This is a genomic window from Ensifer sp. GW821-FHT05G01 (genome assembly GCF_059419585.1).
Window position 1 is genome coordinate 353,217 of record NZ_JBWKSC010000001.1, and the last position, 13,344, is coordinate 366,560.

The following is a 13,344-nucleotide window of genomic DNA, read 5'->3' on the forward strand; positions in this document are numbered from 1 at the left end:
CTTGAACGGACACGAACTGATCTCTTCATCATCGCGCCAGTCGAAAACAACTGCGACAGACGCCAATCACTTCGTGCTCACATTTGAGAACAACCGGTTCGCCAGCGAACTCTTCGGGCAGTTCGACCAGAACCTGAAGCTCCTGGAGGAGCGGCTCCGGATCGAAGCGCATCCACGCGGCAATTCCGTTGCGATCTCAGGCGATGTCGTCGCCACCAATCAGGCCCGTCGCGCACTCGATTTTCTCTACGGACGGTTGCAGAGCGGCGGATCGATCGATACGTCGGATGTGGAGGGTGCGATCCGGATGGCGGTCGCTGCCGATGATCAGCTACAATTGCCGACCATGGAGAAAAAAGCCAAATTGACGATGGCGCAGATTTCAACGCGCAAGAAGACGATCGTTGCCCGCACACCGACGCAGGATGCCTATATCCGCGCGCTGGAGCGCTCCGAGCTCGTCTTCGGCGTCGGTCCGGCCGGTACCGGCAAGACCTACCTTGCGGTTGCCCACGCGGCCCAGTTGCTTGAGCGTGGCGCCGTCGACCGCATCGTGCTCTCCCGTCCGGCCGTCGAAGCCGGCGAGCGCCTCGGCTTCCTGCCGGGCGACATGAAAGAGAAGGTCGATCCTTATCTCAGGCCGCTATACGATGCGCTCTACGACATGATGCCGGGCGACAAGGTGGAGCGTGCCATCACGGCGGGCGTCATCGAAATCGCGCCGCTTGCCTTCATGCGTGGTCGCACGCTCGGCAATGCCGCCGTCATCCTCGACGAGGCGCAGAACACCACGTCGATGCAGATGAAGATGTTCCTGACCCGTCTCGGCGAAAACGGCCGGATGATCGTGACGGGTGACCCAAGCCAGGTTGACCTGCCGCGCGGCGTCAAGTCGGGCCTGGTCGAGGCCCTGCAGATCCTGCGCGGCGTCGAAGGCGTTTCGGAAATCCGTTTCAAGGACGTCGATGTCGTGCGCCACCCGATGGTCGCACGTATCGTCAGGGCCTACGAAGCCCAGACGGCCGTGCACGATGAAAGCGAGCAGGGCGACCGCCGATAGCGGTCGTCGCAATCATGAGTGCATTGGATATCCAGATCAGCGTCGAAGAGGGCAATTGGCCCGACGAAGACACGCTTCTCGCTTTTTCGTCGCCGGTGCTTGAGGCCGCGGCCGCCTTCCTGAAGGCGGAAGAAGGCCAGCCATTCCCGAAGATGCAGCCCGAGTTGTCGCTGGTTTTCACCGACGACGCCTCCATTCGCACGATCAATGCGGAGTGGCGCAGCCAGGACAAGCCGACCAATGTTCTATCCTTTCCGGCGTTCCCGGTAACGCCCGGCAAGATGCCGGGACCGATGCTCGGCGACATCATCGTGGCACGCGAGACGCTGGAGCGCGAAGCGGCGGATCTTGAAAAAACCTTCGACGCGCATCTGACGCATCTTCTCGTGCATGGATTCCTGCATCTTTTCGGTTATGATCATATGGTAGATGATGAAGCCGAAAGAATGGAAAGCCTGGAGACTCGCATTTTAGCGCGTCTTGGCTTATCTGATCCCTACGGGGACCGATCCCCGGATTAACAGTTTGGACCAATGAGCGACTTTAAAACACAGCCCGTCGCAATGGCGACCGAGGAGGCCGATGCCTCCGGAGAGGCGGAGGCGGGCAGTAGTAGCACCGCCACTCGACAAGAGGGCACCAAATCCACATCGTCCTTCTGGAGCCGGGCCGCGCGCATTTTGCGTGGCGCCAATCCTTCGAGCCTCCGCGAGGACCTCGCCGACGCACTGCTGACGGATGCCGACAGCAACACGGCATTTTCGCCCGAAGAGCGGGCGATGCTCAACAACATCCTGCGCTTCCGCGAAGTGCGCGTCGAAGACGTGATGGTTCCGCGTGCCGATATTGAGGCCGTCGACCAGAGCATCACCATCGGCGAGCTGATGGTGATCTTCGAGGAGTCCGGCCGCTCGCGCATGCCGGTCTACAATGAAGGCCTCGATGATCCGCGCGGCATGGTGCATATTCGCGACCTGCTCGCCTATGTGACCAAGCAGGCCCGCAACCGCCGTCGCAACGGCAAGGCGCAGACCGTTGCTGCGTCGGCTTCCGCCGAGAAGGCGCCGCGATCGCCGAAGGCGACCTTCGATCTGTCGCGCGTCGATCTTGGCAAGTCTCTGGAAGAGGCAGGCATTATCCGCCAGCTCCTGTTCGTGCCGCCGTCGATGCTGGCGTCGGACCTGATGCAGCGCATGCAGGCCGCCCGTATCCAGATGGCGCTCGTCATCGACGAATATGGCGGCACTGATGGTCTCGTTTCGCTCGAAGACATCGTCGAGATGGTCGTCGGCGACATCGAGGACGAGCACGACGATGACGAGGTCATGTTCGCCAAGACCTCCGAGGATATCTTCGTCGCCGATGCCCGCGTCGAACTGGAGGAGATCGCCGAGGCGATCGGCTCCGATTTCGACGTGCGCGAACAGCTTGAAGATGTCGATACGCTCGGCGGCCTGATCTTCGCGTCGCTTGGGCGCATTCCGGTCCGGGGCGAGGTGGTGCAGGCCCTGCCGGGCTTCGAGTTCCAGATCCTTGATGCCGATCCTCGACGCGTCAAGCGCGTGCGCATCATGCGCAAGCGTCCGCCGGCCCGTCGCCGCGTGGTGCGCCCCGAAGGCGAGTTGTCTCAGGAGCAACTGTCCGCCAATCGCGGCAACGGCACCGAGCCGCAGCAAGCCTCGGCCAGCGAACAATAGCCTTCTTCACAAAATGCATTCCCCGCGAAGCTCTCGATCTCGAACTTCGCTGGGAACGGCAACCGGTCATCGACCGGTGATGTCCCGTTTGCGCATCAAATTCGAAGCCTGGTGCTGCAATGGGGACAAGCAGCCACTTTTTTGGAACACTGCCGGCAACTGATTCGGTTGTTCTTCCCGCGCAGCGTCCGTGTTCTGCGGCCTGCGCCAACAGGAGGCTGTATGGAAAGACTGGCTGGCAGGATCATGCTTCTATCGGGCGCGCCCCGGCTATTTCTGGCATTTGTCGCGGGGCTCCTGGCTGTTCTGACACAGCCGCCGTTCGGCATCTTTGCGGCCGCCTTTCTCTCCTTTCCGATCCTGGTCTGGCTGCTCGACGGCGCGACCGGTCACCCGGATGGCGGTTTGATCCGCCGGCTTTGGCCGGCAGTGTCGATCGGATGGGCCTTTGGCTTCGGCTACTTCCTCGGAGGGCTGTGGTGGCTTGGGAACGCGCTGCTGGTGGAGGCGGACAGCTTCGCCTGGGCGCTGCCGCTCGCGGTGGTCGGCCTTCCGGCCTGCCTTGCCGTGTTCTACGCACTCGCAACCCTGATTGCCCGCATCCTGTGGTCGGATGGCGTGGGGAGGATCGCGGCGTTGGCATTGGGCTTCGGCCTGGCCGAATGGTTGCGCTCATTCATCTTTACCGGCTTTCCCTGGAACGCCATCGGCTATGCGGCGATGCCGATGCCATTGATGATGCAGTCGGCCAGCGTGGTCAGCCTCGCGACCATCAACATGCTGGCGGTATTCGTCTTCGCGGCCCCGGCCCTTGCCGGGACGGGCAAGGGTGGCCGGATTGGTCTCAGCCTTGCCGTCGCACTCTGTGCCGCCCATATCGGCTTCGGATTTTATCGGCTTGCGCTGCCGGCGCCGGCCGGGCCGGACCAGCCGCTTGCCGTTCGTCTCGTCCAGCCGGTGATCGATCAGGCAAAGAAGCTCGATGATAGCGAGCGCGGCGCGATCTTCGAGGAACATCTCGCCTTGACCGCGGTGCCCGCCGAAGGCGGCGCCAGGAAGCCCGACATCGTCGTCTGGCCGGAAACCTCGATCCCGTTCGTCCTCACCGACAGCCCCGATGCGCTCGCACGCATTGCCGAAGTCCTCGATGACCAGCAGATCCTCATTGCCGGCGCGGTGCGCGCGGAAGACGCAGGCGCCGGCCTGCCGCCACGCTATTACAACTCGATCTACGTCATCGACGGGCGTGGCCAGATCATCGGCGCCGCCGACAAGGTGCACCTCGTTCCCTTTGGCGAATACCTTCCGTTCGAAGATCTGCTGACATCCTGGGGCTTAAGCTCGGTTGCAGCCGCCATGCCGGGCGGCTTCTCGGCCGCCAAGACCCGCTCCCTGTTGACCCTGCCGGGTGGGCGCACCTTCTACCCGCTCATCTGCTACGAGGCGATCTTCCCCGGTGAGATCGGCGCGGATGCGCGCGGCGCCGACGCACTGCTCAACATCACCAATGACGCCTGGTTCGGCGACACGCCGGGCCCGCGCCAGCACTTCCATCAGGCACAGTTGCGTGCAGTGGAATCAGGAATACCCCTTATCCGTGCAGCCAATAATGGTATATCAGCAATTGTTGATGCACGTGGGGTTTTAGTGGTAGGATTAGCCTACAATTATAGGGGAGTGGTCGACACAATTCTGCCGGGAAGGCTTCCTACGCCCACGAATGAGGTCATACGTAGCCGAATTTTCGGGTTGTGCGCAATCTTCCTCCTGTTGGTTGCAGTCTTCTCGCGTGTTAGTTTTAATATTAGGAAGAATTGACCTAAAACCCCTAAAATTGCATAGTGGTCCGCACCATCGGTTTATGCTGTGGCGACACTTTTGTCTTCACCGTTGCGGTTGCAGCGGTGTGCGGTGTCCTCATGTCAGTCCGTGGATGATTGAAACAGCGTGTTTAGGAACGCAGATATGATGGAAAACAAGAAGAAGCCGAACCCGATCGACATCCACGTCGGTAGCCGGATTCGTCTTCGCCGCACGATGCTTGGCATGAGCCAGGAAAAGCTGGGCGAAAGCCTGGGCATCACGTTTCAGCAGATCCAGAAGTATGAAAAAGGCACGAACCGCGTTGGTGCCAGCCGGTTGCAGAACATTTCCGGCATCCTGAATGTCCCTGTTTCCTTCTTCTTCGAAGATGCTCCCGGTGAAAACACCAGCGCTTCCGGCCTGGCCGAAGCCTCGAGCTCGAACTACGTCGTCGACTTCCTCTCTTCCTCGGAAGGGCTTCAGCTCAATCGTGCTTTCGTCAAGATCACCGATCCCAAGGTGCGTCGCAAGCTCGTCGATCTCGTCAAGGCGCTGGCTGCGGAAGCAGAGAGCGAATAGTCCCAAAACCCATCGGAATTGGAAAACAAAGCGGCCATTAGTGCCGCTTTTTTCTTGCCCGCCGTTTCCCTCTGATATTCGAAGTGATTGGCGCCGTTGTCGATATAAAGATATATTTATGTCGTTGTTCGCTTGTTTTTCGGGCGTAAAACCACTAACACGATGCCAGCGCTTTATCTTCTTGAGGGGAATTCCCGCATGCGTTCAAACTACCTGTTCACGAGTGAATCCGTGGCCGAAGGCCATCCGGACAAAGTATGTGACCGTATCTCCGACGAGATCGTCGATCTGGTCTACCGTGAAGCTGCCAAGACCGGTGTCGATCCCTGGGGCGTACGCATTGCCTGCGAAACGCTGGCAACGACGAACCGCGTCGTGATCGCCGGCGAAGTCCGTCTGCCGCCGAGCCTTCTGAAGAAGGACAAGAACGGCAACGACGTCATCAACCCCTCGAAGTTCAAGTCTGCCGCGCGCAAGGCGATCCGCGACATCGGCTACGAGCAGGACGGTTTCCACTGGAAGACGGCGAAAATCGACGTTCTCCTCCACTTCCAGTCCGCACATATTGCTCAAGGCGTCGACAACGCGTCTGACAAGCAGGGCGAAGAAGGTGCCGGCGACCAGGGCATCATGTTCGGTTACGCCTGCCGCGAAACCTCGGAACTGATGCCGGCGCCGCTGTATTATTCGCACCGCATCCTGCATCTGCTCGCCGCAGCCCGCAAGAAGGGCGACGGCGAAGTCGCAAAGCTTGGCCCTGATGCCAAGAGCCAGGTCACCGTCCGCTACGTCGACGGCAAGCCGGCGGAAGTCGTCTCGATCGTTCTGTCCACCCAGCATCTCGACGAGAGCTGGGATTCGGCCAAGGTTCGTGCGGTCGTCGAGCCCTACATCCGCGAAGCGCTCGACGATCTGAAGATCGCCGCCGATTGCACCTGGTACATCAACCCGACCGGCAAGTTCGTCATCGGCGGCCCGGATGGTGACGCCGGCCTGACCGGCCGCAAGATCATCGTCGACACCTATGGTGGTGCCGCTCCGCATGGCGGCGGCGCCTTCTCGGGCAAGGACACGACCAAGGTCGACCGTTCGGCTGCCTATGCAGCCCGCTATCTTGCCAAGAACGTCGTTGCTGCCGGTCTTTCCGATCGCTGCACGATCCAGCTGTCCTACGCCATCGGCGTCGCGCAGCCGCTCTCGGTCTATGTCGACCTGCACGGCACTGGCAAGGTCTCCGAGGACCAGGTGGAAGATGCGATCCGCAAGACGATGGATCTGTCGCCGACCGGCATCCGTCGCCACCTCGATCTCAACAAGCCGATCTACGCCAAGACTGCGGCCTATGGCCACTTTGGGCGCAAGGCCGGCCGTGACGGCTCGTTCTCCTGGGAGAAGCTTGATCTGGTCAAGCCGCTCAAGGAAGCCATCGGGGCTTGACGCTTCGACATTTGCCGGACACAGAACGTCCGGCCGCTAAAGCTGAAAGGCGGATGCCCCCGAAAGGGGTGTCCGCCTTGCTCGTTGAAGGAAGATTGTCATGACTGAACCGCGCCGCAGCCGCGCTACGGAAGCCTTCTTCGGACGCCGCAAGGGCAAGCCCTTGCGCGAGCGCCAGGCGGCCCATCTCGAAACCATCCTGCCGAAACTGAAGCTCGATCTCGGTGCGGCCGCGCCGCAGGACATGAAGTCGCTCTTTCCCGTGCCGATCGATCGCATTCGGTTGGAGATCGGCTTTGGCGGCGGCGAGCATCTCATCCACCGTGCGGCGGAAAACCCCTCGACCGGTTTCATCGGTGTCGAGCCTTTCGTCAATTCCATGGCGAAGTTGATCGGGCAGATCGAGGAGAAGGGTGTCTCCAACATTCGTCTCTACAATGACGACGCCACGCAGGTGCTGGACTGGATGCCGGAGGCCTGTGTCGACCAGATCGACCTGCTCTATCCGGATCCATGGCCCAAGCGCAAACACTGGAAGCGGCGTTTCGTCTCAGCCGTCAATCTCGACCGCTTCGCCCGCGTGTTGAAGCCGGGCGGTCACTTCTGCTTTGCGTCCGATATCGATACCTACGTCAACTGGACGCTGCTACATTGCCGCGACCATGCCGCCTTCGAATGGACGGCGGAGCAGGCTTCGGACTGGTTGACGCCGTTCGATGGCTGGCCGAGCACGCGCTACGAGGCCAAGGCACGCAGGGAAGGGCGGAGTTCCGCCTATCTGACGTTCCGCCGCGTGTAAGCGACGGCTTCTCTCAGAAATCATGCCGCAACCTGAAAGCGTCCGTTGCGCGTCAGACCTGACGCGCGGCGCTTTTGCATTCCCATGGCGAAGCGTCGCCGCGGTTGACGGTCAATGCAGGCTGACAGTCCGCAATTCGTCCTCAGCCGCCTTGTAGAAGGTGCTGGAGCGGTTGTCGGTCAAAAGGATCGGTGTGCCGTCGGCACCGAACAGGGCCCACAGATCGATGCCCGGTCCCATTTCCGGTGCTTCCGGGAAGCAACGGGAAACCTCTTCCGACCGCATCTTTCTGATATAGCCGACTTCGCCCTCGCCGAGATGTGCGAGGTCGTTCATGGACAATGACGAGGTGATGGCTTTCAGTCCCATGGTGGTACTCCGTGGTCGCCGGCCAGGGGAAAATCCCGCCGGTTATCCTACTCTGGGACTGAAATGTTAATTTTCTTTACCATACGCACCGGTTCCGGACGAACGAGATCGACCGAAAGCAGGCCGTTGCGCAATTCGGCGCCGAGAACCTTCATGCCGTCGGCAAGCACGAATGTGCGTTGAAACTGCCGGGCGGCAATGCCGCGGTGCAGGTATTCGCGATCGCCGGTATCGACCTGGCGGCCACGAATGACGAGTTGGTTTTCTTCGGTTGTGACGTCGAGATCGTCTTCGGAAAAACCGGCGACAGCAAGGGTAATGCGCAAACGCTCTGGCGCGTCGACCGAATCGTCGCCGCGGATGCGTTCGATATTGTAGGGGGGATACCCGTCATTTCCCTTGGCAATACGCTCGAGGGTCTTTTCCATCGTGTCGAAACCCAGCAGCAGTGGGCTCGTGAAAGGCGTAATTCGGCTCATTCCCAAGTCCTTGTAAGATCAAGCGACCATTAACCGGACCTGCCAAGCAGCATCCTTCCCTTAATATGGTAGCTGTGCGCAATGAGCGCAAGCCGCTTGCCTCCGGCGTGCACGCAAATCATAGTCCGCAGCGCGAGAATCCCAAGGAGGAACACAAGCGTGCCTGTGCCGAGAAAAATAATCATAGACACTGATCCCGGGCAGGACGATGCCGCCGCCATCATGCTCGCTTTCGGCAGTCCGGAAGAGATCGACCTCCTGGGGATCACGACCGTAGCCGGCAATGTTCCCCTGGCAATGACGGCGCGCAATGCCCGCATCATCTGCGAACTGTGCAACAGGACCGAGGTCAAGGTCTTTTCCGGTGCCGACCGGCCGATCGCCCGGCCGCTGGTGACTGCCGAACACGTGCACGGCAAGACCGGCCTCGACGGCCCCACGCTCGACGAGCCGACGATGGCGCTCGAGGCGCAGCATGGCGTCGATTTCATCATCGAGACGCTGCGTGCCGAGGCGCCGGGTACGGTCACGCTCTGCACGCTCGGTCCGCTGACCAACGTCGCGCTCGCGCTTCAGAAGGCGCACGACATCGCGCCGAAGGTGCGCGAACTGGTGATGATGGGCGGTGGCTTCTTTGAGGGTGGCAACATCACGCCGGCCGCCGAATTCAACATCTATGTCGACCCGGAAGCCGCCGACATCGTCTTCCGGTCGGGCATTCCGATCGTCATGATGCCGCTCGACGTGACCCACCGCGTGCTGACGCACAAGGCGCGCGTGGCAAAGATCCGCGAGATTGGCAGCGCACCGGCCATCGCCATGGCCGAGATGCTGGAGTTCTTCGAGCGGTTCGATATCGAGAAATACGGCACCGATGGCGGCCCGCTGCACGACCCGACCGTGATCGCTTATCTCCTGAGGCCGGAGCTTTTCACCGGGCGTGACTGCAATGTCGAGATCGAGGTTCAGTCGCCGCTGACGACGGGCATGACCGTGGTCGACTGGTGGCAGGTGACGGGCCGCAAACACAATGCCAAGGTCATGCGCCACATCGATGACCAGGGCTTCTTCGATCTGTTGACGGAGCGACTGGCACGCATCTGATCGTTGCAAGCCGGGACTACAAATGAAAACGGCGCCCCGAGAGGCGCCGTTTTGCATTTCATGGGTTCTGGATCAGAACTCTTCCCAATTGTCCTGGGCGAGCGCATTGGCGCCGGAGGTCTGTGTCAGCACGCGCTGTGTCGATGGCGTGTAGCCGGCACGCGCCGGGCTTGAGGCCGGACGGGCTTCGCGGGCAGGGGCAGGCGCCGGTGTCGGGCGTTCCGCCGTGCGCATGCGCTCGGCCGTGCCACGCAGCATCTCCGCCGAGCTTGGCTGAGCCGTGGTTCCCGAGCGTTGTGCAACGCGGAAGCGGGCGACCAGCGTGCTGAGCGCGCGTGCTTCTTCGTTCAGTGCCATGCCGGCGGCGGTGGTTTCTTCCACCATGGCGGCGTTCTGCTGGGTCACCTGGTCCATCTGGTTGACGGCCGAGTTGATTTCCTTGAGGCCGACGGCCTGCTCGGAAGCAGAGCTCGAGATCTGGCGGATCAGGCCGTTGATCTGCACCACCTGTTCGGCGATCTTTTCAAGCGCGCCACCGGCGCGACCGACGAGGTCAACGCCTTCGCGCACCTGGCCGGCCGAGGTGTTGATCAGCGTCTTGATCTCCTTGGCGGCGTTTGCCGAGCGCTGAGCCAGTTCGCGGACTTCCTGGGCGACGACGGCAAAACCCTTGCCGGCATCGCCGGCGCGGGCTGCTTCGACGCCGGCGTTGAGCGCCAGCAGGTTGGTCTGGAAGGCGATCTCGTCGATGACGCCGATGATGCGGCTGACCTCGTGCGACGACTGCTCGATGCCCTTCATCGCGGCGATCGCCTTCTGCACGACTTCGCCGGACTGCCCGGCATCGCTGCTGGCGACGTCCACCGACTTTGCGGCGACCTTGGCGTTTTCGGCGCTGGCGTTGACCTGCGAGGTCAGCTCGTCGAGGGCTGCTGCCGTCTCTTCGAGGCTTGCCGCCTGCTGTTCGGTGCGGTGCGACAGGTCGTTGGCGGCACTGCTGATCTCGCTGGTGCCGTTGCCGATGTTGACGACCGAGTGGTTGACGGTGCGGATCGTCTCTTCGAGGCTATCCATCGTCGCGTTGAAGTCGCGCTTCAGCTGGGCATATTCACCGGGGAATTCGTCGGTGATGCGGAAGGCGAGATCGCCGGAGGAGAGGTGGGACAGACCCTTGCCGAGGCGGGCGACGATGTCGCGCTGAAGGGCGCTGGACGAGGCCCGCTCCGTCTCGGAACGGCTGCGCTCATGCTCGGCCTGCTCACGTTCGTGGCGGGCTTCGCCCTCGAGGCGCTTGGTGTCGGCCAGCTGGTGGCGGAAGCCTTCGAGCGCCTTTGCGACCTGACCCGTCTCGTCGGAGCGGTCCTGGCCGGTGATCGAATTGCCGTAGTCGCCGTTGCTGAGGTTGCGGACATCCTTGACGAGGCCTGCAAGCGGCTTCTGAACGAAGCCACGGACAGCGAAGTAAAGGCCGAAAAGCACCGCGGCGAGGACGACGAGGCCGCCGATGATCATCATGTAGGTCTGGTCACGGACCGGAGCGTTGATCGCGCTGCGCGGTACGTCGACGAGTACGATCCAGCTGGCGTTCACGCCGGATAGGGCAAAGGGATAGACGACGCGATCGAACGGTTCGTTGCCGTCATAGGACAGGTTCTTGATGACGCCCGACGCGCCGGAGGCCAGCGCCTTCTTGACGATCTCGTTGCCTTCGCCGTCATATTCCTTGAGCAGCAGGTCCGGAATCGGGGCCACCAGCCACTTGCCGGATTCAGAAAGCAGGTAGACGCGGCCGGTATCAAACGGCTTCAGCTTGGAAAGGCCGTCGGCCAGCGATGCAAGCGAAATGTCGACGCCGGAGACGCCGATCAGCTTGCCGTTGGACATGACGGGGTAAGCGATCGAGCTCATCGCGGTGGGCACGTCAGTGTCCTGCGCGGTGTAGGGCGGCGTGATCGCGCCCTTGCCGCTCTTTGCCGCAAGGCTGTACCATTCCGCATTGTAGTCCGCGCCGAAGGTCGAGAACTGGATCTCGTTGTTGCGATTTTTCGACCAATAGGGAGCGAAGATGCCTTCCTTGTTGGCGCCCAGCTCCTTGTTGTCGGCGATTTCCTCCTTGCGGCCGTCGAAGGCCTTGGGCTCTTCGGCAAACCAGCTGCCGAAGGCAAAGGGGTTCTGCTCGACATTGGCCCTGAGGATGTTGATCACACCGGCGCGTTCCATCGATTTTTCCGCATGGGCGCGGCCAAGAATGCCGGCCATCGAACGCGACGCGCTTGCAAGCTCGCCGATGCCGCCGGCGATATCAGAGGCAATGGCTTTTGCCTCGCCGCTTGCCTGATCGAGCACCAGCGTTTCGACGCGGTCCTGTGTCTGGGAGATGAGAACGAAGTTCGAGGCGAGCAACACGAGCGCGATCGTGCCGCCTGTCACCGCGATCAGCTTGGTCGCCAGCGATTTGGCTTGGAACTTGAACATGAAATCCTCACGTGCTGGGAGGTCCGCAGGCGCAAACCTGCGGCGAACGCATTTCACAATGTGGGTGAAACTCCATCATGGAGCGCCAGATGCCGACCGGCATATTGGAGGCTGCCCATTCCCCAGGGGAAATGGCTTTCTCAGGGTCTTGAATAGACGAGCAAATCTTAAGATAGGGCCAACGCGATGGCTAATTCATGCCCCGCTCATGGAGAATCTGCGCCCAGAGTTTCGCCTCCGCGACATAGACTGTCCGGATTGCGCAAAGGCCGATAATGCGGTGGTTTCAAGCGCTTCTGGTGCTGCGGATCACGCATTATGCACGAGCGCTCCGCTCGATAGAGACAGTGTGCATGCGTCGTGCGAAACAGTTTCCTCACGACGCGTGGTAATTCAAGTCGGCCAAGACTGCGCAACCATTCTTGACCGGGTCGCACTAAAGCGCGTCGCGATCTTTCAGATACGCTTGGCGCGCTTTAAGTTCTTGTTTTTGCGCCTGTCGTTATCGCAAAACCGCGGCACACTTTTGCGCCATGCTTTAGGGAAACGGGCGCTTGACGTGCGGTCGGCGAGTGATCGCGCCGCACGTCAAGATGGAAGTGGCGTCCTCAGATGCGCGGTTCCACCTCGGAGGCAAGCGGGATCGAGGGCTGGGCGCCACGCTTGAGGCAGGCGAGCGATCCGGCAACGGCGGCACGACGGAGCGCGTCGGGAAAGGCGAGCTTTTCGTCAAGGCTTGCGGCGAGATAACCGCAGAACGTGTCGCCGGCGCCGACGGTGTCGACCGGATCGATCTTCAGGCCACGGGCGCGATGGACCTCGCCCGCGTGCACGGCGACGACGCCTTCGGCACCCAGCGTGACAATAACGGTGTGACCGGTTTCGGCGTGCAGCGTCTTCATCGCCTCTTCCCGTTCAGTGCTTCCGATGCCGGTCTTGCCGGCCAGAAGTTCGAACTCCGTTTCGTTGGCGATGACGATATCGGCCAGTCGACCGAGGCGGGCCGCTTCCGGGGTTAGGGGCGCGATGTTGATCACCGAGCGAATGCCCTTGCGCCGTGCCTCGGCGAGCGCCTTTTCCACCGATGCGGCCGGGATTTCCAGCTGCAGCATCAAGGTGTCGCCGGCGTGCATGCCGTCGACGGCGGCAACGGCATCGGCTTCGTTGACGGTCGCGTTGGCGCTGGCGACGACGACGATGACATTCTCGCCGTCACCGCCGACGAGAATGTGGGCCGTGCCTGTCGGCTCGTCCACCGTTTTGGTCAACGACAGGTCGGCGCCAGCTTCCTTCAGCAGTTCGAGCGCGCCATCGGCAAAGCTGTCCGAGCCGACGGCGCCGGCCATGTGGACGATGGCGCCGGCGCGGCGGGCGGCCAGCGCCTGGTTAGCGCCCTTGCCGCCGGCCGCTGTCGAAAAGCCCGAGCCGGCAACGGTTTCACCCGGCTTCGGCAGGCGCGCGGTCGTGGCGATCAGGTCCATGTTGATAGACCCAAATACAGTGATCATGTGAAGATGTCCCGTCGATTTGCTGATTTTGGCC

Annotated in this window: 12 protein-coding genes; 8 read left to right on the forward strand and 4 right to left on the reverse strand. The window is 61.6% G+C overall.

Annotated elements, in window-relative coordinates; all coding sequences use genetic code 11:
* Position 1 precedes the first annotated feature (1 nt).
* The 7 genes from AC07UR_RS01770 to trmB all read left to right on the forward strand — a co-directional run bounded on the left by AC07UR_RS01770 (position 2) and on the right by trmB (position 7,375).
* Positions 2-1,060, forward strand: a complete 1,059-nt coding sequence (locus AC07UR_RS01770; protein WP_173418823.1) for a PhoH family protein — start codon at positions 2-4, stop codon at positions 1,058-1,060.
* A gap of 14 nt (positions 1,061-1,074) precedes the next feature.
* The gene (gene ybeY / locus AC07UR_RS01775) at positions 1,075-1,581 is read left to right on the forward strand and encodes an rRNA maturation RNase YbeY (RefSeq protein WP_209787856.1); all 507 of its coding nucleotides are present in this window, start codon (positions 1,075-1,077) and stop codon (positions 1,579-1,581) included.
* A 12-nt stretch (positions 1,582-1,593) separates the two neighbouring features.
* The gene (locus tag AC07UR_RS01780) at positions 1,594-2,757 is read left to right on the forward strand and encodes a hemolysin family protein (protein ID WP_173418825.1); all 1,164 of its coding nucleotides are present in this window, start codon (positions 1,594-1,596) and stop codon (positions 2,755-2,757) included.
* Between the two features lie 222 nt (positions 2,758-2,979).
* Positions 2,980-4,575, forward strand: coding sequence for an apolipoprotein N-acyltransferase (lnt, locus tag AC07UR_RS01785; protein WP_209787841.1), 1,596 nt, complete (start codon positions 2,980-2,982; stop codon positions 4,573-4,575).
* Positions 4,576-4,722: 147 nt separating this feature from the next.
* Complete coding sequence (locus AC07UR_RS01790) at positions 4,723-5,139, forward strand: helix-turn-helix domain-containing protein (RefSeq protein ID WP_077502973.1); 417 nt, start codon at positions 4,723-4,725, stop codon at positions 5,137-5,139.
* A gap of 198 nt (positions 5,140-5,337) precedes the next feature.
* A complete protein-coding gene (gene metK / locus AC07UR_RS01795; protein ID WP_173418827.1) occupies positions 5,338-6,576 on the forward strand; it encodes a methionine adenosyltransferase in 1,239 nt (412 codons plus the stop codon).
* Positions 6,577-6,676: 100 nt separating this feature from the next.
* The gene (gene trmB, locus AC07UR_RS01800; RefSeq protein ID WP_209787839.1) at positions 6,677-7,375 is read left to right on the forward strand and encodes a tRNA (guanosine(46)-N7)-methyltransferase TrmB; all 699 of its coding nucleotides are present in this window, start codon (positions 6,677-6,679) and stop codon (positions 7,373-7,375) included.
* 111 nt (positions 7,376-7,486) lie between these two features.
* Here the strand turns inward: trmB and AC07UR_RS01805 are convergent, their stop codons facing one another.
* Complete coding sequence (locus tag AC07UR_RS01805; protein WP_053248868.1) at positions 7,487-7,744, reverse strand: BQ00720 family protein; 258 nt, start codon at positions 7,742-7,744, stop codon at positions 7,487-7,489.
* A 47-nt stretch (positions 7,745-7,791) separates the two neighbouring features.
* Positions 7,792-8,223 (reverse strand): Hsp20 family protein, encoded by a 432-nt coding sequence (locus AC07UR_RS01810; protein ID WP_077502970.1) that lies wholly within the window; start codon positions 8,221-8,223, stop codon positions 7,792-7,794.
* A 159-nt stretch (positions 8,224-8,382) separates the two neighbouring features.
* On the opposite strand from AC07UR_RS01810, the gene AC07UR_RS01815 reads away from it, so the two are divergent.
* Complete coding sequence (locus AC07UR_RS01815) at positions 8,383-9,327, forward strand: nucleoside hydrolase (RefSeq protein ID WP_209787836.1); 945 nt, start codon at positions 8,383-8,385, stop codon at positions 9,325-9,327.
* Positions 9,328-9,399: 72 nt separating this feature from the next.
* On the opposite strand, the gene AC07UR_RS01820 is transcribed toward AC07UR_RS01815, so the two are convergent.
* Together AC07UR_RS01820 and AC07UR_RS01825 are read right to left on the reverse strand one after the other, a co-directional pair.
* Positions 9,400-11,802 (reverse strand): methyl-accepting chemotaxis protein, encoded by a 2,403-nt coding sequence (locus tag AC07UR_RS01820; protein WP_494700008.1) that lies wholly within the window; start codon positions 11,800-11,802, stop codon positions 9,400-9,402.
* 608 nt (positions 11,803-12,410) lie between these two features.
* The gene (locus AC07UR_RS01825) at positions 12,411-13,310 is read right to left on the reverse strand and encodes a ribokinase (protein WP_209787828.1); all 900 of its coding nucleotides are present in this window, start codon (positions 13,308-13,310) and stop codon (positions 12,411-12,413) included.
* Positions 13,311-13,344: the final 34 nt, after the last annotated feature.